Origin of the sequence: Vibrio sp. 11986-1-5 (assembly GCF_963878025.1) — a bacterium.
Classification (GTDB): domain Bacteria; phylum Pseudomonadota; class Gammaproteobacteria; order Enterobacterales; family Vibrionaceae; genus Vibrio; species Vibrio injensis.
On the sequence record NZ_CAWNVW010000011.1, the window covers coordinates 424,157 to 447,126 of the forward strand.

General features: G+C 44.9%; 20 protein-coding genes. 12 read left to right on the forward strand and 8 right to left on the reverse strand.

Going from position 1 to position 22,970, the window contains the following annotated elements; genetic code table 11:
- Positions 1 to 5: 5 nt before the first annotated feature.
- A complete protein-coding gene (locus tag AACS00_RS04935) occupies positions 6 to 1,496 on the reverse strand; it encodes a SulP family inorganic anion transporter (RefSeq protein WP_110166679.1) in 1,491 nt (496 codons plus the stop codon).
- A gap of 275 nt (positions 1,497 to 1,771) precedes the next feature.
- Between AACS00_RS04935 and AACS00_RS04940 the strand changes: the two genes are divergently transcribed.
- A complete protein-coding gene (locus tag AACS00_RS04940) occupies positions 1,772 to 2,098 on the forward strand; it encodes a metalloregulator ArsR/SmtB family transcription factor (RefSeq protein ID WP_072669638.1) in 327 nt (108 codons plus the stop codon).
- Positions 2,099 to 2,150: 52 nt separating this feature from the next.
- On the opposite strand, the gene AACS00_RS04945 is transcribed toward AACS00_RS04940, so the two are convergent.
- Entirely contained in the window at positions 2,151 to 3,875 is a 1,725-nt protein-coding gene (locus AACS00_RS04945) for an SgrR family transcriptional regulator (protein ID WP_110166680.1), read from the reverse strand.
- A 244-nt stretch (positions 3,876 to 4,119) separates the two neighbouring features.
- Between AACS00_RS04945 and AACS00_RS04950 the strand changes: the two genes are divergently transcribed.
- From AACS00_RS04950 to arsB, 4 genes are all read left to right on the forward strand, one after another.
- Positions 4,120 to 4,296, forward strand: coding sequence for a hypothetical protein (locus tag AACS00_RS04950; protein ID WP_181397482.1), 177 nt, complete (start codon positions 4,120 to 4,122; stop codon positions 4,294 to 4,296).
- A gap of 290 nt (positions 4,297 to 4,586) precedes the next feature.
- On the forward strand, positions 4,587 to 4,973 hold the full coding sequence (arsD, locus tag AACS00_RS04955) for an arsenite efflux transporter metallochaperone ArsD (protein WP_258306836.1): 387 nt from the start codon (positions 4,587 to 4,589) through the stop codon (positions 4,971 to 4,973).
- A 9-nt stretch (positions 4,974 to 4,982) separates the two neighbouring features.
- Positions 4,983 to 6,743 carry an arsenical pump-driving ATPase gene (arsA, locus tag AACS00_RS04960; RefSeq protein ID WP_110166681.1) on the forward strand — a complete coding sequence of 587 codons (1,761 nt, stop codon included), beginning with the start codon at positions 4,983 to 4,985 and terminating at the stop codon, positions 6,741 to 6,743.
- Between the two features lie 111 nt (positions 6,744 to 6,854).
- Positions 6,855 to 7,871, forward strand: coding sequence for an ACR3 family arsenite efflux transporter (gene arsB / locus AACS00_RS04965; protein ID WP_110166682.1), 1,017 nt, complete (start codon positions 6,855 to 6,857; stop codon positions 7,869 to 7,871).
- A 153-nt stretch (positions 7,872 to 8,024) separates the two neighbouring features.
- On the opposite strand, the gene phoU is transcribed toward arsB, so the two are convergent.
- From phoU to AACS00_RS04990, 5 genes are all read right to left on the reverse strand, one after another.
- Positions 8,025 to 8,768 carry a phosphate signaling complex protein PhoU gene (phoU, locus tag AACS00_RS04970; RefSeq protein ID WP_072669635.1) on the reverse strand — a complete coding sequence of 248 codons (744 nt, stop codon included), beginning with the start codon at positions 8,766 to 8,768 and terminating at the stop codon, positions 8,025 to 8,027.
- Between the two features lie 24 nt (positions 8,769 to 8,792).
- On the reverse strand, positions 8,793 to 9,614 hold the full coding sequence (pstB, locus tag AACS00_RS04975; protein WP_219968395.1) for a phosphate ABC transporter ATP-binding protein PstB: 822 nt from the start codon (positions 9,612 to 9,614) through the stop codon (positions 8,793 to 8,795).
- Between the two features lie 24 nt (positions 9,615 to 9,638).
- On the reverse strand, positions 9,639 to 11,021 hold the full coding sequence (gene pstA, locus AACS00_RS04980) for a phosphate ABC transporter permease PstA (RefSeq protein ID WP_258306837.1): 1,383 nt from the start codon (positions 11,019 to 11,021) through the stop codon (positions 9,639 to 9,641).
- A gap of 4 nt (positions 11,022 to 11,025) precedes the next feature.
- Positions 11,026 to 12,411: a phosphate ABC transporter permease subunit PstC gene (gene pstC / locus AACS00_RS04985; RefSeq protein ID WP_110166684.1), complete on the reverse strand. Its 1,386-nt coding sequence runs from the start codon at positions 12,409 to 12,411 to the stop codon at positions 11,026 to 11,028.
- A 71-nt stretch (positions 12,412 to 12,482) separates the two neighbouring features.
- Positions 12,483 to 13,505 (reverse strand): substrate-binding domain-containing protein, encoded by a 1,023-nt coding sequence (locus tag AACS00_RS04990; protein ID WP_072669632.1) that lies wholly within the window; start codon positions 13,503 to 13,505, stop codon positions 12,483 to 12,485.
- A gap of 337 nt (positions 13,506 to 13,842) precedes the next feature.
- Between AACS00_RS04990 and AACS00_RS04995 the strand changes: the two genes are divergently transcribed.
- The 4 genes from AACS00_RS04995 (at position 13,843) to arsJ (ending at position 17,038) form a co-directional block, all read left to right on the forward strand.
- A complete protein-coding gene (locus AACS00_RS04995; RefSeq protein ID WP_110166685.1) occupies positions 13,843 to 14,184 on the forward strand; it encodes a metalloregulator ArsR/SmtB family transcription factor in 342 nt (113 codons plus the stop codon).
- A 68-nt stretch (positions 14,185 to 14,252) separates the two neighbouring features.
- Entirely contained in the window at positions 14,253 to 15,254 is a 1,002-nt protein-coding gene (locus AACS00_RS05000; RefSeq protein ID WP_110166686.1) for an ArsJ-associated glyceraldehyde-3-phosphate dehydrogenase, read from the forward strand.
- Between the two features lie 10 nt (positions 15,255 to 15,264).
- Positions 15,265 to 15,759, forward strand: a complete 495-nt coding sequence (locus AACS00_RS05005) for a cyclin-dependent kinase inhibitor 3 family protein (RefSeq protein ID WP_110166687.1) — start codon at positions 15,265 to 15,267, stop codon at positions 15,757 to 15,759.
- A 52-nt stretch (positions 15,760 to 15,811) separates the two neighbouring features.
- Entirely contained in the window at positions 15,812 to 17,038 is a 1,227-nt protein-coding gene (arsJ, locus tag AACS00_RS05010; protein WP_110166688.1) for an organoarsenical effux MFS transporter ArsJ, read from the forward strand.
- A gap of 103 nt (positions 17,039 to 17,141) precedes the next feature.
- Here arsJ and AACS00_RS05015 read toward each other — a convergent pair whose 3' ends face one another.
- The gene (locus tag AACS00_RS05015) at positions 17,142 to 18,038 is read right to left on the reverse strand and encodes a pyridoxal-phosphate dependent enzyme (RefSeq protein ID WP_110166689.1); all 897 of its coding nucleotides are present in this window, start codon (positions 18,036 to 18,038) and stop codon (positions 17,142 to 17,144) included.
- 507 nt (positions 18,039 to 18,545) lie between these two features.
- Here AACS00_RS05015 and AACS00_RS05020 point away from each other — a divergent pair.
- From AACS00_RS05020 to fabV, 3 genes are all read left to right on the forward strand, one after another.
- Positions 18,546 to 19,172 carry a TetR/AcrR family transcriptional regulator gene (locus AACS00_RS05020; RefSeq protein ID WP_181397466.1) on the forward strand — a complete coding sequence of 209 codons (627 nt, stop codon included), beginning with the start codon at positions 18,546 to 18,548 and terminating at the stop codon, positions 19,170 to 19,172.
- Positions 19,173 to 19,233: 61 nt separating this feature from the next.
- On the forward strand, positions 19,234 to 21,516 hold the full coding sequence (locus AACS00_RS05025) for an acyl-CoA dehydrogenase (RefSeq protein WP_110166691.1): 2,283 nt from the start codon (positions 19,234 to 19,236) through the stop codon (positions 21,514 to 21,516).
- A gap of 248 nt (positions 21,517 to 21,764) precedes the next feature.
- Positions 21,765 to 22,967: an enoyl-ACP reductase FabV gene (gene fabV / locus AACS00_RS05030; RefSeq protein ID WP_072669625.1), complete on the forward strand. Its 1,203-nt coding sequence runs from the start codon at positions 21,765 to 21,767 to the stop codon at positions 22,965 to 22,967.
- The last annotated feature ends 3 nt before the right edge of the window (positions 22,968 to 22,970 follow it).

The window sequence follows — 22,970 nt, forward strand, 5'->3', positions numbered from 1 at the left end:
GCTCCTTAGTGACCGCTCATCAGTTTTGCCACTTCTTCGGGTTTATTATGAACACCGAACTTGTCGACAATGGTGGCTGTGGCTTCATTCATACCGATTAATGTTACTTCAGCCCCTTCACGGCGGAATTTAATCACCACTTTATCAAGGGAAGAGACGGCAGTAATATCCCAGAAATGTGCTGCAGACAGATCGATGGTGACATGATCTAAGGCTTCTTTGAAGTCGAATGAGTTGATAAATTGATCTGACGAGGCAAAAAAGACTTGCCCAACAACGCGATAAGTACGCTGGCTGCCGTTTTCTGCTAAGTCGCTCTTGATAACCATAAAGCGGCCAATTTTATTGGCAAAGAATAGCGCCGCCAGTAACACACCAACAGCAACACCAATTGCAAGGTTATGGGTCATGACCACCACAATCACAGTCGAAATCATGACAATATTGGTAGAAAGTGGATGCGATTTAAGATCTCTAATTGAGCTCCAAGAGAAGGTGCCGATGGAGACCATGATCATCACGGCGACTAGAGCCGCCATAGGGATCAAGCTTAACCAATCACTAAGAAAAACCACCATGATCAGCAGCAGTACACCCGCGACAAAAGTCGATAGACGGCCTCTACCACCAGATTTAACATTAATAATTGATTGACCAATCATCGCGCAACCAGCCATTCCGCCAAGAAAACCAGTCGCAATGTTTGCCACACCTTGACCTTTACATTCGCGGTTTTTATCGCTGTCGGTATCGGTGAGATCATCAACAATCGTCGCGGTCATCATTGACTCAAGCAAACCCACCACAGCAAGGCCAGCAGAGTAAGGTAAGATGATCATTAAGGTTTCTAGGTTAAGCGGTACATCAGGCCACAAGAAAATTGGCAGTGTATCGGGTAGATCGCCCATATCGCCTACCGTGCGAATATCGATGCCAAAACTAATGGCGATAAGAGTTAAGGTGATAATACATACCAACGGAGAAGGTAGCATTTTGCCAATAACGGGTACATAAGGGAAAAGATAAATAATGCCTAAGCCAGCTAAAGTCATCACATAGACATGCCAAGTGACATTGGTTAGCTCTGGAAGCTGAGCCATAAAAATTAAAATTGCCAAGGCGTTAACAAAACCGGTGACCACTGAGCGCGAAACAAAGCGCATAAAATTCCCCAGTTTTAGATAACCGGCGACAATTTGTAGTACCCCAGTGAGCAGTGTCGCCGCTAATAAATATTCTAGGCCGTGTTCTTTAACCAGCGTGACCATTAATAGAGCCATAGCGCCGGTTGCAGCAGAAATCATCCCCGGGCGTCCGCCAGTAAAGGCAATAACCACCGCCATACTAAAAGAGGCATATAGACCCACTTTGGGGTCAACACCAGCAATAATTGAAAAGGCAATTGCTTCTGGGATCAGTGCTAACGCAACCACTAAACCAGCTAAAACATCCCCTCGCACGTTGGAGAACCAATCGCGCTTAATATTCTGTAACATCTGTTTTCTCTATAAATAGGTAAATAAAAGGTGTGAAGTGAGAGGTGATCATTGTTCTAGGGCGGCGTAAGTGACATGCACGGAATCTCCTATTGGCCATTTAGAAATGTGATCCTAATCATTGCTGTTCTGAAGGTCAACCAAGGAAACCGTTAAGATGGTTCTTTGCTTTTTACTTTTTGCGAATAAGTAAGGAAAAAAACAGCATTGATCTTTGACTTTTTGCTTCGAAAGCCTTAATTTCAAACGCATCTGATTTTTCATATGTGTTTGTTATGTGCGATACGTTAACCTTCTATAAATCATTAGCTGAAGAGACTCGGCTTAAATCATTATTACTAATAAGTCAGCATCGAGAACTGTGCGTGTGTGACTTAATGACCGCACTCTCTCTTAGTCAACCCAAAGTCTCTCGTCATTTGGCTGAGCTGCGTAAAAACGGTTTGGTGATTGATGAGCGGCGGGGAAAGTGGGTGTATTACCAAATAAATCCACAATTGCCGAGCTGGATGCGGCAGATATTAATCTCGTCGCTAGAAAACGACCGAGCACTGATAGAAAAAGAGAGCCAAACCATCAGGCAGCACTCTTGTACTAACTGATGCCTCTTATCCATTATTGGGCTTATAGCGGATGATTATCTAAGTGCAGTCTCTAACTGCCAGTCCAGACTTGCTTTAATTCTGGCCATCCCCAGGTGGTTAAAGCGACATTGTGAATTAAATCATGAAACCTGAGTACTTGTTGCTCGTGATAGAGTGGTTGTAAAACACCATGGTGGATCAAGGTTGCTACCAAAGGCTCTAATACCACAAGGTACTGCTCTATACAGACGTTTGCGCGTATATCCGCTAACGATTGGCGTAGCCAGCTACTGAGCGTATCACCAAGTGCATGATGCAGCAGAGGGTTACTATACAGAAACTGGTAGGCGCTGGCATGACGATTATCATCTAAGTTAATACTGCTTAATATCAGTGTTTCGTGCAGTTGCCCTTGTTGGGCTTTTCGTAGTAATTCCTGATAGCTGTAACTATTTATGGTGACTTCGATACCTTGACCATTGAGCTGTTTTGCTATCGCTTCGGCACATTCAGTCAAGGTGATGTAGTTGTAAACGGCAATGGTCATTGAGGCTGGTAAGTCACTTTTAATGACCGGCAATCGAGATAATTTACTCCAACAAGGTAACAAATGATCGGCTGGATTAAGATTTGAATGTACTAAATTGCTCCGTAACGAGTTTGGTTCAAGCAGATTAAGTAGCCATTGGCGTTGTTGGGAATCGAGCCGCGTATCTGCGTGGTGATTATTTAATAAAAAGATCGCACCCTCTTCTTGGCGTGAGAACTGATTGACTTGTTCGTTTTCCATGTTCGGGGATTCTGCCGATACGTAATATTGGCAGCTTCGGCCAGCGTGAGGAATAGCGTCGGTTGCAGTCGTTACGTCTTGGTCGAATAGCCAGATAGTAATTTGGTCGCATAATGAACGGCAACCATAGTATCGATTGAAAGCATGCAGTACTAATTGTTTATCGCTATGGTTGTAAACCTTGAATGCGCCACTGCCAATCACGTTGGTAGTCGTTTTCTGAAGCTGTTTAACCGGCTGAATAGAATAACTGACACCGCTAATCAGACCCGCAAAGCTTTGATCCGGGACGGTGAATTCAAACAGTATTTCCCGCGGATGCGGAGCACTAATGCGTTTTAAATGAGCAAGTTCATGCTGATAGTTCGGTAAGGATTTTAAGTGTGAAAAGAGGTCGACAACACTCTGTGCATCAATCATTTGTCCGTCATGAAAAGTCAACTCTGGGCGTAAATAAAAGCACCACTGATAATTCTCAGCATCATAATGCCAGTGGTGAGCCAGTTCCGGATGTACTTGTCCGTCAGCATCACAACAGACCAAGCAAGCGTAAATTTGCCGTAGTAAAAAACGTTCACTGTTACGTTGTGGATGATGGGGCAACAGAGCCTGAAAGGGGCGGCGATAGGTCAGTTGGATATGTAATCGCCCTTCGTGCATTGAAGCGCCGGAGGTTTGCTGTAATAGCTGAGCAAAAACCTGTTCATCTTGCTCTAACAGATCCAAGGCTTTGTCATACTGTCCACGCAAAAGACAGTCACTGGCTAGATGTTCTTTGAGCCGCTCAGGATCTTGCAATAAACACAGCGTTGAGCGCTTATTTCGGCCAACCTTAGGCTGCCACGAGAGCCAGCCTTGTTGCTGCATTTGTTGCAGCAAGACACGTGCATAGCGCGGGCTACTGCATAATCGATTGGCAATGTCCTCTAACGTAGCACTGATGGGTTGTTCTATCGCATAACCATCGAAGCGTAAGTAATAACGATATAAATTAAGGATAGACAAAATGGGTTTCCTTTTTAAATGTTTGTTCCCTATTTAAGGGTGTAATGATAGATCGTGTTCCATTAAGAGGCTTACTATCGTCTATTTTAAGTTTATCCGAGCTTTTCTAGTCGATTATGTATTAGCGATGTCAATGAGTTGTTCAATGTCTTTTTAAATAAGGATATAAAATAAATTATTCTGTCAGTTTTTCTTTTCCTTAAATCTAGCATACTAAAGATATCCCAAGCCAGAAGAGGATACCATGATGCCAACTTCACCAGCCGCTGTTCGCTCCACCAAACCCATTGAATATGATTGTTCTACTCAAAAGCAACCACTGACGGCGTATTACTTACAACGCTTGGCTGAATGTCAACATCGTTCAGAAAGATTGGCGCTATTAGCCTTGATCCAGTTATGCCAATGGCAAAAAGAGTGAATAGTCAATTTAACTAAATAACCACCATGGCACCTTATTTATGCCTGCTCCTGATCCCCCATCAAGAGGCAAGTAAGGTGCCATTTTCACGTTTTCCATTCATCGATGTTTCTGCAAAACTTCACTTTGCTAGCTTGATTACGACTTCAACATGTTGTGCTTGACGAGCGCAAAATAAGATATATGATTTACCATATATCTGAAAAATCGAATGTGACGGCGCTCTATTCTTAGCCTAGCAGCACCACTCATTATTCTGATCGTTTGTTGGTAATAAGGTGAATCTACCTATGAAAATCAATAGCTTAATGGCAAAAAAGAACAGCTTACATATTTATGATCCCGCTCTATGTTGCAGTAGCGGAGTGTGTGGCGTCGATGCTGATCAAGTGTTAATTCAGTTTTCAGCTGATCTGGATTGGTTAAAACAACAAGACGTAACGATAAAACGCTTTAATTTGGCTCATGATCCGATGGCGTTTGCTACCCAGCCACAAATAAAAACCTTACTTGAACAACAAGGGGTTGAGCATTTACCCGCGTTTATCCTTGATGAGCAATTAGTTTTATCAGGACGTTATCCAACCCGAGACGAGCTAGCACTATGGTTTGACTTAGTAATGCTCACCAGTCAAAGCAACTTAAGTAAAGGTTGTCAATCTTCCGGCTGTTGTTAGGAGAAGGTGATGGAATTTCTAAATAATTTACCCCCTTATCTGTTTTTTACCGGTAAAGGTGGGGTAGGTAAAACGTCAATTTCTTGTGCCACTGCACTGCATTTAGTTGAGCAAGGTAAGCGGGTGTTGTTGGTGAGTACCGATCCTGCTTCTAATGTGGCTCAAGTCTTTAATCAAGCGATTGGTAATCAAATCACCTCAATCACACAAATTGAACACTTATCCGCCATTGAAATAGACCCACAGCAAGCAGCTGAGCAATATCGCCAGCGCATTGTCGGACCATTGCAAGGCCTACTGCCTAGTGATGCGTTGCGCAGTATTGAAGAGCAGCTATCTGGGGCTTGTACAACAGAAATCGCCGCTTTTGATGAATTTACCGACTTACTGACCAATCAAGAGCTTGCGGAACATTTTGATCATATTGTGTTTGATACCGCGCCGACAGGCCATACGATCCGTTTGCTGCAATTGCCCGGTGCGTGGAGCAGTTTTATTGAAACTAATCCCGAGGGTGCCTCCTGTTTAGGACCGATGGCGGGGTTAGAAAAACAGCGTGAACAATACGCGCATGCGGTGAATATGCTTGCGGATGCCAAGCAAACGCGTTTAATTTTAGTCGCCAGAGCGCAGCGCAGTGCGTTAGAAGAGGTCGCGCGTACCTATCAAGAACTGTATTCGCTGGGTATTAAACAGCAGTGTTTGGTGGTCAATGGGCTAATGCCGGACTCAGCCGCGCGTCAGGATCCTCTGGCGGCATCCATCAGACAACGAGAGCAAGCGGCACTACAAGCATTGCCTGAGGTTTTACAAAGTTTGAGCAGAGATACCATTGATCTTAAAGCGGATAATATGGTCGGTATTAAGGCATTAGCTTCTCTGTTACAAGCGGATTCTATTCTGGAGAAGGTGACCCCTCAGGCCAGCCAAATGAGGGTTGAGTCGCCAACCTTGGCTAATATGATTGATGATATTGCTGAGGATAAACATGGTTTAATTATGTTAATGGGTAAAGGTGGAGTCGGCAAAACCACTTTAGCCGCTGCGATTGCCGTCGGGCTAGCCAATAAAGGTTTCGATGTTCATCTCACTACTTCCGATCCGGCCGCTCATTTACAAGCGACCTTACAAGGTGAGCTGCCTAATCTACAAGTTAGCCGTATTGATCCACAAGAAGAAACGGAACGTTATCGTCAGCATGTCTTAGCGACGAAAGGCAAAAACCTATCAGCCGCAGAAAAAGCCTTGTTAGAAGAAGATCTCCGTTCTCCTTGCACGGAAGAAATTGCCACGTTTCAGGCTTTTTCTCGAGCGATTCGCGATTCCGCTCAGCGCTTTGTGGTAATGGATACGGCCCCGACGGGACATACGTTATTGCTCCTCGATGCGACAGGCGCTTATCATAAAGAAATTGCCAAAAAAATGGGTGATAATCAGCGTTTCACCACTCCATTAATGCAGTTGCAAGATCCGAAAAGAACCAAGGTATTGATTGCGACATTGGCTGAAACCACTCCCGTCTTAGAAGCCAAACATTTACAAGACGATTTAGTCAGAGCCGGCATTCATCCTTGGGGATGGATAGTCAATAATGCCTTGTCGGTCGCGGCTATTCAGTCTCCACTGCTCCAGCAGCGGGCGCAACAAGAACACCAGCAAATAAAACAGGTTAAGGATTACGCCCAACGTATTGCCTTAGTACCGATGCTGGTCAATGAGCCTGTCGGTATTGAAGCGCTGAGTCAAATGGCGCACTCTGCTCACCAGTAAGAATCAATACGTATTCGCGCATCATCTCAATAATGGCTAAGCCAATTATCGATGATGCGTTATTTTTAGCTATTGAAATTTTATCAATCGAAAATGTCTAGGAGAGAAAACATGGGATTATTTGAGCGCTACTTATCCGTTTGGGTGGGGCTAGCGATCATTGCTGGTATTGGTTTAGGGTCAATCGCACCGGATGTTTTTGCACTATTTGCTCGTTTTGAATATGCGCAGGTGAATATTGTTATCGCGGTACTGATTTGGTTAATGATTTACCCAATGATGGTGCAAATTGATTTTTCTTCGATTAAAGATGTCGGTAAAAAGCCTAAAGGTCTGGCACTGACTTTAGTGATCAACTGGCTGATTAAACCGTTCACCATGGCATTTTTAGGTTGGCTGTTTTTTAAGGTGTTTTTTGCTAACTGGGTCGATCCACAAACTGCCAATGAATACATTGCTGGCATGATTTTACTTGGTGTTGCCCCTTGTACGGCAATGGTGTTTGTCTGGAGCCAATTAACCAAAGGAGACGCAAACTATACCTTAGTTCAGGTATCGGTAAATAATGTCATCATGATCTTCGCTTTTGCGCCTATCGCTGGGCTGTTGCTAGGGATGACCGATATCACTGTTCCTTGGGATACCTTATTACTCTCGGTGGTTTTGTATGTGCTGATCCCGTTACTCGCTGGAGTGTATACGCGCAAAAAGCTAGCTAAAAATAATGATCTGTCACGTTTAAATGCTTTTAGTGCAACAATGAAGCCGTGGTCGATTATTGGTTTGTTAGCAACCGTAGTGCTGCTATTTGGGTTTCAAGCTGAGACCATTCTCTCTAAACCGTTAGCGATTGTATTAATTGCCATTCCGCTATTAATCCAAACCTATGGGATTTTTGCGTTGGCTTACTTCACCGCTAAGAAAATCGATTTACCACATAATATTGCCGCGCCAGCGTGCATGATCGGCACTTCTAATTTCTTTGAATTGGCCGTGGCGGTGGCGATTGCTCTGTTTGGGTTACATTCTGGCGCAGCGCTGGCAACGGTGGTTGGCGTGCTGGTGGAAGTACCCGTAATGCTAAGTTTAGTCTGGTTTGCTAATCGCACGCGTCATTGGTTTAATTAATCACCCGATCGATTAGTCGCTGCCGAATAGAGCAGTGTTATGGATTATTCCCTCAATAAAAAACAGCCATCTCGGTATAGAAATGGCTGTTTTTCTCAGAGCACTGAATCTCGATTCGATAGAGATTGAGTGCGTTCGTCGAGTTAGAGAGAACTAATACTTTTTAGCCAGTAGTTCAGCCATCTCTTGGTCGGTCTTATGGCGGACATCTAAACCTTTGACAAAATAGATGGTGTACTCACAAACGTTGCGCGCATGATCGCCAATTCGTTCAACGGCACGGCCTATCCAAGTGATCTCTAAGATAGTTTGGAAATGAGTACAGTTAAGCAGCATATTTTGGTTGTTTTGGCGTAAAATCTCGCTATAACTGTTATCAATATGCTTATCCAACATTGCGGCTTCTAAGGCCGCTTCGGCATTCATATCATGAAACGCATCCATGGATTTTTGTAGCATATTAATCACGTGAGCGTTGATTTGTTCGAACTCATCTTCTTGCAGTTCGATACCATCAAAGTAATTTTTCTTTCCTGGATGCTGATCTTTTAAACGCAATACGGCGTTGGCAATGCGTTTTGATTGATCACCAATCCGTTCTAAGTCCATTATTGCCTTCATGATGGAAAAAATTGCTCGTAAATCTCGCGCTGCTGGTTGACGTTTAACGAGAATATCCACACATTTTTGGTCGATATTTAGCTCGAGCAGGTTGATCTGATGATCATTTTCTATTACCTGTTTAGCGAGTCGAGTATCACCAGTCATGAAGGCATTGAGTGCGTGGCGAACCTGTTCTATCACTAAGTCGCCCATATTAACCACAGAATCGACAATCGAGCGCAATTCGCTGTTGTAACTGTGTGAGGTGTGCCCATCAATACGATGAGTTGGCATAAATCTCTCCTGAAAAATTGTAAATTAACCAAAGCGACCCGTGATGTAATCTTCCGTACGACTATCACGCGGATTGGTGAATATTTCTCGTGTATCATTAAGCTCGACGAGATTTCCCATATGGAAAAATGCGGTTTTATCCGAGACGCGAGCGGCTTGTTGCATATTGTGCGTGACCATCGCGATGGTGTAGCTGCCTTTCAGTTCATCAATCAAGTCTTCAATAATTGAGGTCGCAATAGGGTCGAGTGCCGAACAAGGCTCATCCATTAAGATAACTTCAGGATTGACGGCAATCGCGCGTGCAATACAAAGGCGCTGTTGTTGACCACCAGACAGCCCTGTCCCCGGAGCAGAAAGGCGATCTTTGACTTCATTCCACAGCCCCGCTCGACGCAAACTGTTTTCGACAATTTCTTCTAGATCGGCTTTATTATCCACTAAGCCATGCAAACGAGGTCCGTAAGCGATGTTCTCATAGATAGACTTAGGAAACGGGTTGGGTTTTTGAAATACCATACCCACTTGAGCACGAAGTTGTACGACATCAAGGTTAGGGTGATAGATATCTTGCCCATCCAAGGTGACGGACCCTTCAACGCGTGCGCTATCAATGGTGTCATTCATGCGATTTAAACAACGTAGAAAGGTCGATTTGCCACAGCCGGAAGGACCGATAAAAGCGACGACTTCATTTTCTACAATATCCATGTTGATGCCATGCAAGGCTTGTGATTCACCGTAAAACACTTTGACATCACGGGCGGCCATTTTGGTACTTTTTACCGCAGTGGATGACGATGCTTTACGCACAATATCAGGGTTAATCATCGGCTGTTTATTCATTACTGCTTCACTTATCATGTTGGGTTACCACCGTGTTTCAAAGCGTCGACGTAACCAGATGGCCAACGCATTCAGACTGATCATTAATGCTAGCAATACGATGATTGCAGCAGAGGTTCTTGCTTCAAAGAAGTTACGGAGTTCATTACCTTGCCATAAGAAAATTTGCACTGGCAAAGCGGTTGACTGATCCATCGGCGTACTTGGAATACTGGCAACAAACGAGCTCATACCGATTAATAACAGCGGTGCGGTTTCGCCCAATGCTTGTGCGATACCTAAAATCGCACCGGTCAAAATGCCAGGAAGAGCCAGCGGCAGCACGTGGTGAAATACCGCTTGAGTTTTTGATGCGCCAATACCGAGTGCTGCTTGACGGATCGATGGCGGAATCGCTTTTAAGGTTGAACGAGTCGCAATAATCACCGTTGGCAGTGTCATCAGGGTTAACACTAAACCGCCAACAAACGGTGCGGATAACGGCAGTTTAAACCATAAAATAAACACCGATGCACCGAGTAGACCAAACACAATCGAAGGCACGGCGGCGAGGTTATTAATGTTTACTTCAATAAAATCCGTCAGCTTATTTTTCGGTGCAAACTCTTCCAAATAAATGGCGGAAGCCACCCCAATGGGTACCGCGAGTATCATAACAATCAGCATCATAAACACCGAACCCATAAACGCACCAGCTAAGCCTGCAGAAGCTAAAGAGCTGCGTGAGTCGACATTCATAAATAGAGCGGTGCTGAATTTATTTTGAATCACCCCACGGTCTGCCAGTTCATCTGCCCAAGCACGAGTACGCGCGCTTAATTGCTGGCGTGAGTCGGGTAAATCGCGATCAATATTGCCTTTTAACCACACATCGACATTCGCATCGGCTAATAAATCTAAGCGTAGCGTTTTACCGATCAATGACGGGTCATTGACTAACATGTCGCGCAGTGCGAAACGTTCACCACTGGTGATTAAGCGTAAAGCATCACGTTGATAGCGGGGCGCTTCGGGTATTTCTTTGGCTAAACTATTGACGATAATTCGGTTGAAATTGACCATCCCCACTTGACCTTGCCAAGCGAGCATCCGTTGTTGAAATTCACCCGCGGACTCGCCACTGAGCTGAACGGGTTTCGGCTCAATATTGATGATCTCAGGATCGAAATAAACGTTCAAACTTACCGTTGCTTGCCAAAAAGCAGGAATACCTTTGGAAAAAACGGAAACAAACAGAATCAATACAAAGCTGAGGGCTAAGCCAACAGCTCCGATGCCAAACGCTTTAAAACGACGTTCACTGGCATGGCGTTTTTTGAGTGATTTTGCAATACGCAGTTGCGTTTTTTCACGTTGCTTATTCGTATCACTCATTGATTGAGTTGAAGTTGGCATAATACTGTCCATGAAATTACTCATATTGTTCGCGGTATTTACGTACGATGACTAACGCAATGACGTTAAGAAATAGGGTAATCACAAACAGCGTTAACCCTAAGGCAAAGGCCACCAGTGATTGCGGGCTAGAGAAATCCAGATCGCCGGTTAACTGATTGACGATTGTCACGGTCATCGTCGATACAGCTTCAAAAGGATTGGCCGTTAAGACCGGGCTATTGCCCGCAGCCAAAACGACAATCATGGTTTCGCCAATCGCACGGCTGGCGGCGAGTAGTACCGCTCCGGTAATGCCCGGTAATGCTGCGGGCAGAACGACTTTACGTATTGTTTCTGATTTTGTCGCTCCTAGACCCAGCGAGCCATCTCGCAAGGCTTTAGGAACTTGGGTGAGGATGTCATCCGAAAGAGAAGAGATGAACGGGATGATCATTAACCCCATCACGACCCCTGCTGTTAGGGCTGACGTGGCACGAATATCAATATTCAATACTTCGCCTATTCCACTCAGAAAAGGGCCGACGGTGATCAAGGCAAAGAAGCCATAGACAATCGTTGGGATCCCTGCCAGTACTTCGATAATCGGTTTCGCCACAGAGCGAACTCGACTTGGGGCATACTCGGCTAAGTAGATCGCTGCCATCAAACCGACTGGAATGGCGACGGCAAGAGCGATAAGCGCAATCATGAACGTTCCCGCTAACAGCGGCAGCATACCAAAACCACTTTGGCCGCTGGTGCCTACGGTTGAGAAGCGCGGATTCCATGTCGTACCAAAAAAGAAATCGAGTGGGTCGACAAAGCTAAAAAAGCGAAAGGCTTCACCTAGCATTGATAGCACAATGCCGATCGTCGTCAGAATGGCTACACCAGAACAGAGAATAAGTACGATGTGCAACGCACGTTCAACGTGGTTACGAGCTCGCAGATCGGGACGAATACGACGGGTACTAAAGACGACGCCCGTCGCAGCTAACGTTGCCATTAAGCTACTTAAGATAACGTGACTCGTAAATTGTACTTGTTGTAGGTATTCCGCCGCCGCGATTTGATAATCACTGAATTCACTCACTACGGCAAAGCCGCTGACTAAGTTATTCAATTGGTTCATCAATACGCGAGCGTGATCGGCGGTAGCGGGTTGAAACTCACTGGGGATACTGCTGAGCACTAAGTTTTGAATGAAATTAGGGGAAAATATCGTCCATAAAATAAACACTAAAAAAGCGGGTACGACTGCCCAAAGTAGGGTCAATACACCGTGATAAACTGGACGAGAATGCAGGCGTTGAGTCTGCCCGCTGCTGGTTGATGCCACTCTTTTACTGCGCACTAGCCCGAGCTGATAAGCCAGAGCCATGACTGCCAGTAGTACCACCATTAGCATCATATTATTCATAATTGTGATTACCTTTTAAAAGCAATAGTAAGAGAGACGTTAATGCCCCTCTTACTGAATTATTACTTTATTTATAAAGTCTTACGGTTGCGAATATCGTTTGAAACTTGCGCGCGTTCAGCGTCATCCATTGGGATTAGGCCAGCTTCTTCTAATGGGCTACCCATGCCACCAATCTGCTCGTTGACGAAGAATTGAGCGTATTCAAGTAGGCCAGGGACAACACCAACGTGGGCATTTTTGATATAGAAGAATAAAGGACGAGATACCGGATATTCACCCGTTGAAATAGTCTCTAAACTTGGAGTGACACCATCGACCGTTGCTACTTTTAAGCGGTCACGGTTTTGGTCATAGAAGCTGAGGCCAAATACACCTAATGCGTTACGCTGTGCATCGAGACGAGCCAGTGTTTCTGTATAGTCGCCAGCGACTTCCACTACGCGTCCATCGGTACGAATCGCGTTACAGAAATTTTCTTTGGCTTTGCTATCCATGGCTTTGACTTCAGCAAACGTTGCACAACCCGGGTGGACCACTTTTTCTTCATACACTTCACGCGTGCCGTGGTTAGAGCCAGGGATCACCAATAAGATATCTTGATCCGGTAGTGAAGGATCAATCTGTTTCCAGTTGGTGTAAGGGTTATTAACCATTTTACCGTTTTGAGGAATTTGCGCTGCACCTGCTTTAAAGACGTGTTCAGGTTTTAGTGCAAAACTGCCACTGTCTGTGCGTGAAGCAAAGACAATACCGTCGTAACCGATTTTCACTTCGATGACTTCATTCACGCCGTTGGCTTTACAGTTGGCAAGCTCATTGGGACGAATAGCACGAGAAGAGTTAGCAATATCAATGGTGTTGACACCAACGCCTTGACAAAACTGGCGAAGGCCGCCGCCTGAGCCACCTGATCCAACAATCGGTGTATTAAATTGAGCAAAAGTTTGCCCAAACTCTTCAGCAACGATTGATGAAAATGGCAGCACCGTCGATGAGCCAGCAATTTGGATAGTTTCACGAGCCATTGCAGGTGCTGAGATAGCCGTGGCGATGGTTGAGGCAAGCAATAGCGCGTTGCGTCCAAACTTCATAGTATTTCCCTCGTTCATTCACGTTGTTAACCGCTTTGGCATCATGCCTTTCAAGTTGCGGCTGTGTTTGGTTTAACTAAAACGGATTTTGGGTGGTTTGTATGACAGTAAAATGGAAGTTATATGACAATCATGTGACAGCGTAGGGATCGGATAGGGGGTTAGAAGCGAGTCTTTCAACTCGTTAGCGTAGGCTAGCACGGTAGTATGACGTTCTAATGGCATTACCAAGATGATCTTTTTGAATATGAAAATTTCATGACAATCGTTGGTTGAGGATTGACAGGGATGATATTGAATTTAATATATTCGCATATCCACATAAGGTTATAAGATTATGTTGCCTCATCAATTTTTCAAACTATTGGCTGATGAAACTCGGGTACGCTGTCTATTAATGATTGCTCGTGAACAGAACCTCTGCGTCGCGGAGTTAACCGCGGCATTAGAAGAGAGCCAACCCAAAATATCGCGTCATCTTGCTTTATTAAGAGCGAGTGGCGTTGTTGTCGATGTCCGTCAAGGTCAGTGGGTATTTTATCGTTTATCTGATCAGCTACCTGGCTGGATGAGAAAACAGATCCAAGGCTTAGTCGACTCTCAGTGTTTACGAACTGAATATCAGCTTGATATTGCGCGATTGGCAGCGATGAAATCGCGGCCAACATGTTGTGCTTAATTAATTCTTGTGGCTTGAAGGGCTTTCAAGTTACAGGGATGAACGGATCATTATTAAGGAAATAAATCATGACGATTAAAGTTGGAATTAACGGATTTGGCCGTATTGGCCGCTTGGCATTGCGTGCGGCTTATGATTGGCCAGAGCTGGAATTTGTGCAGATCAATGATGTGGCTGGCGATGCGGCAACGTTGGCTCATTTGTTAGAGTTTGACTCTGTACAAGGTCGTTGGCATCACCCCGTCTTGGCTGATGGTGATAGTATCATTATTGGTCAACATAAAATTCAAACCTCCCAACAAAAAGCCATCGATGCCGTAGATTGGTCAGGTTGTGATGTGGTGATTGAAGCGACGGGTAAACATCGTAAAACGGAGTTACTTAATCTGTATCTCGCTCAAGGCGTCAAGCGTGTGGTGGTTTCCGCTCCAGTAAAAGAGCTGGGTGTAGCGAACATTGTCGTCGGTGTTAACGATCATATTTTTAACCCAGACCAACACCGAATTGTTACGGCGGCATCGTGCACGACCAACTGCATTGCGCCGATTGTGAAAGTAATTCATGAAACATTAGGCATCGAACAATCATCATTCACGACGATTCATAACTTAACCAACACGCAAACTATTTTAGATGCGCCGCATAAAGATCTGCGCCGCGCTCGTGCGTGTGGGATGAGCCTTATCCCAACAACGACTGGCTCAGCAACCGCGATTGTCGAAATATTTCCAGATTTGAAGGATAAAATTAATGGTCATGCGGTACGTGTACCACTGGCTAATGCGTCACTGACCGATATTATTTTTGATGTTAAACGTGATACCACCGTTGAAGAGGTCAACGCTTTACTTAAAGTGGCCTCAGAGAATGAACTGCAAGGCATTCTAGGTTTTGAAGCGCGCCCGTTGGTGTCGATTGATTATAAAGGTGATCAGCGTTCAACGATTGTTGATGCTTTATCAACCATGGTGGTGGGTAAACGGATGGTGAAAATTTACGCTTGGTACGATAACGAAATGGGCTACGCAACGCGTACCGCTGAACTGGTGCGTAACGTTGGCTCAGTATAAGGAAAAGACAATGACACATCCAACTTGGGAACTGTCGATTACCGATCAAGCTGGGTTGATCCTCACGCCTTGTCCGGGCACAAAACAAACGGCGCTGATCGAAAGTATTGCGCAATTAAAAGCACAGGGGGTCACGGTCGTGGTGACGGCGCTGAGCCAACAAGAGATGCAAGAACATGGTGTTGGCCAATTGCCAGAAGAGGTAGAGAAAGCCGGACTGCTTTGGTTGCATGCCCCAATCGCTGATGATTGTGCGCCCGATGAAGTGTTCCACGCTCGCTGGCAACACATTGCGCCTTTAGTACATAAAGCCTTAGGTCATGGTGATAAAGTGGCGTTGCACTGCATGGGGGGATCGGGTCGTACGGGATTATTAGCTGCTCATGTTTTGCTTGAGAAGGGCTGGCCACTGGAAACGATCATTGCCAAGGTTCAGGCCCTACGTCCAGGCGCTTTCACTAAAGCGGATCAGGTCGATTATATTCATCAGTTTGTTGGTCAATAACCCCTAGTAAGAGCTGCATTGATGCAGCTCTTTTGCAAAAGAGTGATCATCCATGTTGTCTCAATTCAATAACAGTGTTCGTCAATACATGCTCGTGACGTTCAATTACTGGAATTTTACCATTACCGATGGCGCATTGCGTATGTTGGTGGTGCTGTATTTTTATGATTTAGGTTACTCCACGTTAGCGATCGCGTCGTTATTTTTATTCTATGAATTTTTTGGTGTAGTGACTAACTTGGTTGGTGGCTGGCTTGGTGCAAGGCTTGGCTTAAATCGCACCATGAATATTGGCTTAGGTATGCAAATCATCGCGTTATTAATGTTAGCCGTACCTACCGCGTGGTTGACGATCCCATTAGTGATGGCAGCACAAGCGCTCTCTGGTATTGCCAAAGATCTCAATAAAATGAGCGCGAAAAGTGCGATTAAAACGTTGCTGCCAGATGATGCACAAGGGGCGTTGTATAAATGGATAGCTATTTTGACTGGGTCAAAAAATGCGTTGAAAGGCGCTGGTTTTTTCCTTGGTGGCGTCTTGCTCTCGCTGATCGGTTTTCAATACGCAGTGCTGGCGATGGCTGGCGTATTATTGGTCGTCTTTGTTGGCAGTATTGTTAGTCTACAAGCCGATATTGGCAAAGCCAAAAATAAACCCAAATTTTCAGAAATTTTTTCCAAATCACGTAGCGTGAATATTTTATCGGCGGCGCGGATGTTCTTATTTGGTGCGCGTGATGTTTGGTTTGTAATCGCTTTACCAATTTATCTTGGCAGTGTATTTGGTTGGGAGCACAGTACTGTTGGTGGTTTTTTGGCGTTGTGGGTAATTGGCTACGGTGTTATCCAAGGGGTTGCGCCGAAAATCACCGGTAGTGCTTCTGGTCAAGTGCCGGATGGTCGTTCTGCCATGGGGTGGGCTGCTTTATTGGCTTTCGTAACCGGAGTGATTGCTTACAGTATTCAGGCCCAATGGCATCCACAAGTGGTGATCATCGGTGGGTTATTACTTTTTGGTGCGATTTTTGCGGTTAACTCCTCCTTGCACTCTTATTTAATTGTCAGCTATGCCAAGGGAGATGGCGTGTCATTGGATGTTGGTTTTTACTACATGGCTAATGCGATGGGGCGTTTGATTGGCACCATTTTATCTGGTTGGGTATTTCAAGAGTGGGGATTAGCCGCGTGCTTATGGGTTTCTTTTACTTTCTTGTTACTGACGACGTTAATTTCGATTGGCTTACCAAAAGTCAAACCACAAGATAGATTAGCAACTTAATTGACTGAGATAAGCGTCCTGATAGCCTCTTCTTATTAGCGATCATTGCATAATAAAATACATGATACAGTAAAGTGCTGGTGCGTGCTTTTTCGCACAGCCTTTACTCCCCACACAAACGTTGATAACGGGGCAACATACTTTCATTACCTAACAACCCGCCTTGGTGAATATAGATCAACGAACATGGTTGCTGCTTAGGTAGCCAATCAAGTAAACAGCGCCACATTAATGGGTCGTACAGCAAATCAAACTCAACATGAGTTTGCTCATAGAGCTGCTGCCAAATTTGATAATCCTCGCGATATAAATGACCAAAGTGATGTTTATGCGAAAGTTCGATAATCGTTGGATAAAGCGTATCTGCGAGTTGTTGCCATTGCTGGCGTAAATAATCCGCGCCACCGACACAAGGACAAGTAATCACTTGGATATCATGAGGTTGCAGTGCCTTTTGCAGGTAGAGCGAGGTTGCTCCGGTGCCTGACGGTAAAGCAATAATCCAGTGCTGTTTTGGCTGCTGTTGGATCCATTCGAGTAACTCAAGAGCGAGTTGCTTAACGCCATACTCAGCCAAAGGAGAGCGCCCTCCTTCTTCGATAAATAGGCAGTGCTCATCAGGCTGACGAACTTGCACGATATGATCGTGTGGATGATTGATCACGGCTGATTCCGTCGTCATCACTTGCGCACCCAGTTCGAGCGCTGCCCGATAGTTACCGATTGGCCGTTGTTGCAGCCACTTAGGGATCCGATGAACATAATATTCTAATTTCCAACCACGAATCGCCGCGAGTCCTGCCAGTGAATACAAAGAATTGGCTTGCACGGATCCATAGCTAATTAAAGTGGTGATCTCTGGTGCTTCCAATTCGAGTAGACCAAGAAATTTACGCGCTTTATTGCCGCAAAATTGTGGATGCAATTTATCATCACGTTTTAAATAGAAATCCACACCTTGAAAGCGATGCTGGGTGATTGGGCTATGAGAGAGCTTCATGAATTTATGGGGGTCAACAAGGTTAGCCGAGCATTATACGCTTTCTTAGTCATTAGCGGTATGGGGAGCAAAAAAAAGCCCAGAACAATAACGAACTGGGCGGATACAAACATAGGAGTTAATAAGGAAAAAGCAGCATTTACCTTGCTACTTGAAGCATCGACAGTGTTCGCTCAATCTTCAAGTCGTATCGGTATCGTGTAGTTGCCAGTGACCAAGAAAGTTCGACGGCCGTAAAACTCTGAATGCTCTACCAACTACACTAAGTCAGACTGGATGAATAACAAAGAGTTCCCAAATAATAGAAAAATGATCAAAAAAAATGATTATTTCTCTTTGCTCCCCTTTAAGAGCCTAAGAGTGCGGGATGATGTGGATGACAGATTGATTTTGTCTCGCGTCGAAAATATCTGGTCCGACCATGTTTTAAAAGTGTGATGTTAATTGCTTGTTAATCTGGTGTTTCAAAGGTATATTTCAAACAGTTGTTTGATACGGATGATTGAAATGGCCCCAAAGAGCAGTACCAAAGAAAAAATACTCGATGTAGCAGAAGGGCTATTTGCTGAGCATGGTTTTAATGATACGTCTCTTCGCACGATCACTAGCAAAGCTAACGTCAATCTGGCGTCGGTGAATTATCACTTTGGTGATAAAAAAACCTTGGTACGTGCAGTACTGAATCGTTACTTGGAAGCATTTATGCCGGCCGTTAAACAGTCATTGATGGCGTTGAATGAGCAAGAAAGTTACAGCATGGAAGAGGTGTTTGAATCGCTACGTGGACCTTTAAAAGCGTTAAATCAAATACGTCCAAATGGTACCAGTCGCTTCATGCTGTTGATTGGCCGCGGTTATACCGATGTACAAGGGCATTTACGCTGGTTTATTACCACTCGTTATGACGAAGTCCTCAGCCTATTTACTCAGTCGGTCATGAAAGCAAACCCCAACTTAACTCGTGAAACGTTGTTTTGGCGGTTGCATTTCACGCTTGGGACCTGCGTTTTTACCATGGCATCCAGTCAAGCCTTAGCGCAAATTGCTGAAAATGATTTTGCGACTAAAGTGGATGCTAACTCGATGATCGACCAGATTATTCCTTATTTAGCTGCTGGAGTAGCAGCCAAGTAATTGAACTAAACGAAACCATAATAAGTATAAATCTTAACCAGTGAACAAAAGGATCGGAATTATGAGCTCTCTAAGAAGAAAATGGATTAGTGACCCAGCTTTCAAACTCTTCAAACAAGTGTTGCCTCCGTTGTCTGCAACCGAAAAAGAAGCCATGGAAGCGGGAAGTGTATGGTGGGATGGAGAGTTGTTCTCTGGTAAGCCTAACTTTACGACGCTACATCATTATCCTAAGCCAACTCTCACGGCGGAAGAGCAATCCTTCATGGATAATGAGCTTGAAACGCTACTCGGTATGATTGATGACCATAAAATCATCAAACACGATCGTGACCTACCCAAAGAGGTATGGGATTATCTGCGTAAAGAGCGCTTCTTCTCATTAATCATTTCTAAAGAATATGGTGGTCGTGAATTCTCGGCGCTGGCCAATTCAACCATCGTATCACGCATTGCGACGCGCAGTATCAGTGCTGCCGTTACCGTCATGGTGCCTAACTCTCTAGGCCCAGGTGAACTGCTTTCTCATTATGGTACTCAAGAGCAGAAAGATTATTGGCTGCCACGTTTAGCTGATGGTACGGATATTCCTTGTTTTGCATTAACTGGCCCAGAAGCGGGTTCAGATGCTGGTGGTATTCCTGATCAAGGTGTCGTGTGTTATGGCAAGCATGAAGGTAAGGAAGTCTTAGGTATTCGTTTAAGTTGGAACAAACGTTATATCACACTAGCACCAGTGGCGACCGTACTTGGTTTAGCGTTTAAATTGAATGATCCGGATGGATTGCTTGGCGATAAAAAAGAACTCGGTATCACCTGTGCTTTAATTCCTGCCAACCATACCGGTGTTGAAATTGGTGAGCGTCATGACCCGCTCGGTTTAGCGTTTATGAACGGACCAACTCGTGGTAATGATGTCTTTATTCCGATGGAATGGCTGATTGGTGGCGTGGACTATGCTGGTAAAGGCTGGCGCATGCTGGTTGAGTGTCTTTCTGCTGGGCGGGGTATTTCTTTACCGGCTCTCGGCACGGCGATTGGTCATCTCACCTCTCGCACCACAGGAGCTTATGCTTATGTTCGTAAGCAGTTTGGTATGTCGATCGGTAAGTTTGAAGGTGTTGCAGAAGCGCTCGGTCGAATTGGTGGTTTGACTTACCTACTCGAAGCAACGCGGACGTTGACGACAACTTCTCTCGATATGAAAGAGCGCCCAGGGATCATTACCGCGATTGCTAAATACCATATGACAGAAATGGCGCGAACCATCTTAAACGATTCAATGGATATTCATTCAGGACGTGCGATTCAAGATGGGCCTATGAATTACCTATCGACCCATTACCTCGGTGTTCCCGTTGCGATTACGGTGGAAGGGGCCAATATCCTGACCCGTAATCTGATGATCTTTGGTCAAGGTGCGACGCGTTGTCATCCTTATGTTCTCAAAGAAATGGAAGCGGCTGCTAACCCAGATAGCGAACAAGCCGCGAAAGATTTTGATAAGTTATTGTTTAAACACATTGGTCATGCAGTCAAAAATACCTTTGGTGCTTTTGGTGCTGCTCTGACGGGTTCGCGATTCATCAAAGCAGAGATGAGTGGGCCGACCCAAGGGTATTATAAAGAAATGACCCGTTTAAGCCGTGCCTTAGCGGTTAGCGCCGACTTTGCTATGTTGACCTTGGGCGGTGAGTTGAAACGTAAAGAGATGATCTCTGCGCGTTTGGGGGATGCGCTGAGCTTCCTTTATATGGGGTCAGCGGTATTGAAGCGTTACGAAGATGAAGGCCGTCAACAAACGGATCTCGATTATGTGCACTACGCAATGCAACATTGTTTACATCGTGCAGCTAAAGCTCTGAGTGATACTTATCGTAATTATCCGATTAAAGCGGTCGGTGGATTATTGAAAGGATTAATATTCCCACTAGGCAATCACTACCAAGCGCCTAGCGATACACTTACCGTCAAGATTGCTGAAAGTCTAATGACGCCAGGAGCGCATCGTGATCGCCTAACCCATTTGTGTTACATCGGTAAAGATGAAGATGATAGTGTAGGTTTAATGGAGAGTGCCTTCCTTGCTATGTATAGTGTGAAAGGGTTGGAGCGACAAATGAATAAAGCGGTGAAAGAAGGTAAGGTGGCTCGTAAAGGACCTTTGGTCGAGCGTCTTGCTCAAGCGAAAGCGGCTGGTGTTTTGACTGACAATGAAGTTGAAGCGATTTTAGCTGCAGACAAACTGCGCTCGAAAGCGATTCAAGTGGACCATTTCAGTCATGATTTAAGCGAAGTGCGCACTCACAACGTTAATCCACCAAAATTGAATAATGTGGCGTAACTCATCCTATTTAATTTGCTAATGTTGTAAGGCCTCTTTTGAGGCCTTATTTTTTTGCTGTTAATGGTACAGTAGCGCTAATTTTTTGTGATTGGTCTTGTCTTGTGTGTTTAAGATAGGATGATCCTGAACCATTTAGGTTAAGAACAGCTCCAACCACTCCGTAAAAAGGTGCTTTTGGGCAGAAATAAGATGCGAAGTGGCGCTGAAACTTTTATCCTAACCGAGATTTTTGAAGGAAGTTGAATATGATCATCAAACCTAAAATTCGTGGATTCATTTGCACAACCACTCATCCAGTGGGCTGTGAAGCGAACGTAAAAGAACAAATTGCTTATACTAAAGCACAAGGCCCGATTAAGAATGCACCAAAACGTGTGTTGGTCGTTGGCTCATCTAGTGGCTACGGCTTATCTTCACGTATTGCTGCCGCCTTTGCTGGTGGTGCTGCAACGATTGGCGTCTTTTTTGAAAAACCGGGTACGGAAAAGAAAACCGGAACCGCTGGATTTTACAATGCCGCGGCGTTTGATAAGTTAGCTCACCAAGAAGGTTTATACGCTAAGAGCCTCAATGGTGACGCCTTTTCTGATCAAGCTAAGCAAAAAGCCATTGAGTTGATCAAACAAGACCTAGGTCAAATTGATTTAGTGGTTTATTCATTGGCTTCTCCGGTTCGTAAGATGCCAGATAGCGGTGAAGTGGTTCGTTCAGCCCTGAAACCAATCGGTGAAACTTACACCGCTACTGCCGTTGATACCAATAAAGACATCATTATCGAAGCCAGCGTTGAACCTGCCACTGAACAAGAAATCAATGACACCATCACGGTAATGGGCGGTCAAGATTGGGAGTTATGGATGCAGGCCCTCGATGATGCGGGCGTTTTAGCGGATGGTTGTAAAACCGTTGCTTATAGCTACATCGGTACTGAGCTAACGTGGCCAATTTATTGGGATGGTGCATTGGGTCGTGCGAAGATGGATTTAGATCGCGCTGCACAAGCATTAAATGAAAAATTAGCCGCCAAGCAAGGTAGCGCTAATGTGGCCGTGTTAAAGTCGGTTGTCACTCAAGCTAGCTCGGCGATTCCTGTCATGCCGTTATACATCGCAATGGTCTTTAAGAAAATGCGTGAAGAAGGCATCCACGAAGGATGTATGGAGCAAATCTATCGTTTGTTCAGCCAGCGTTTGTATAAAAATGATGGCTCTGCACCGGAAACGGACGCTCATAACCGTCTGCGTCTTGATGATTGGGAGTTGCGTGAAGATATTCAACAGCACTGCCGTGAGTTATGGCCACAAATCACGACTGAAAATCTCAAGACGTTAACAGATTATGAACTCTATAAAGAAGAGTTCCTTAAGCTGTTTGGCTTTGGTGTTGAGGGGGTTGATTACGATGCCGATGTCAGCCCAGAGGTTGAATTTGATGTGATTGACATTTAATCG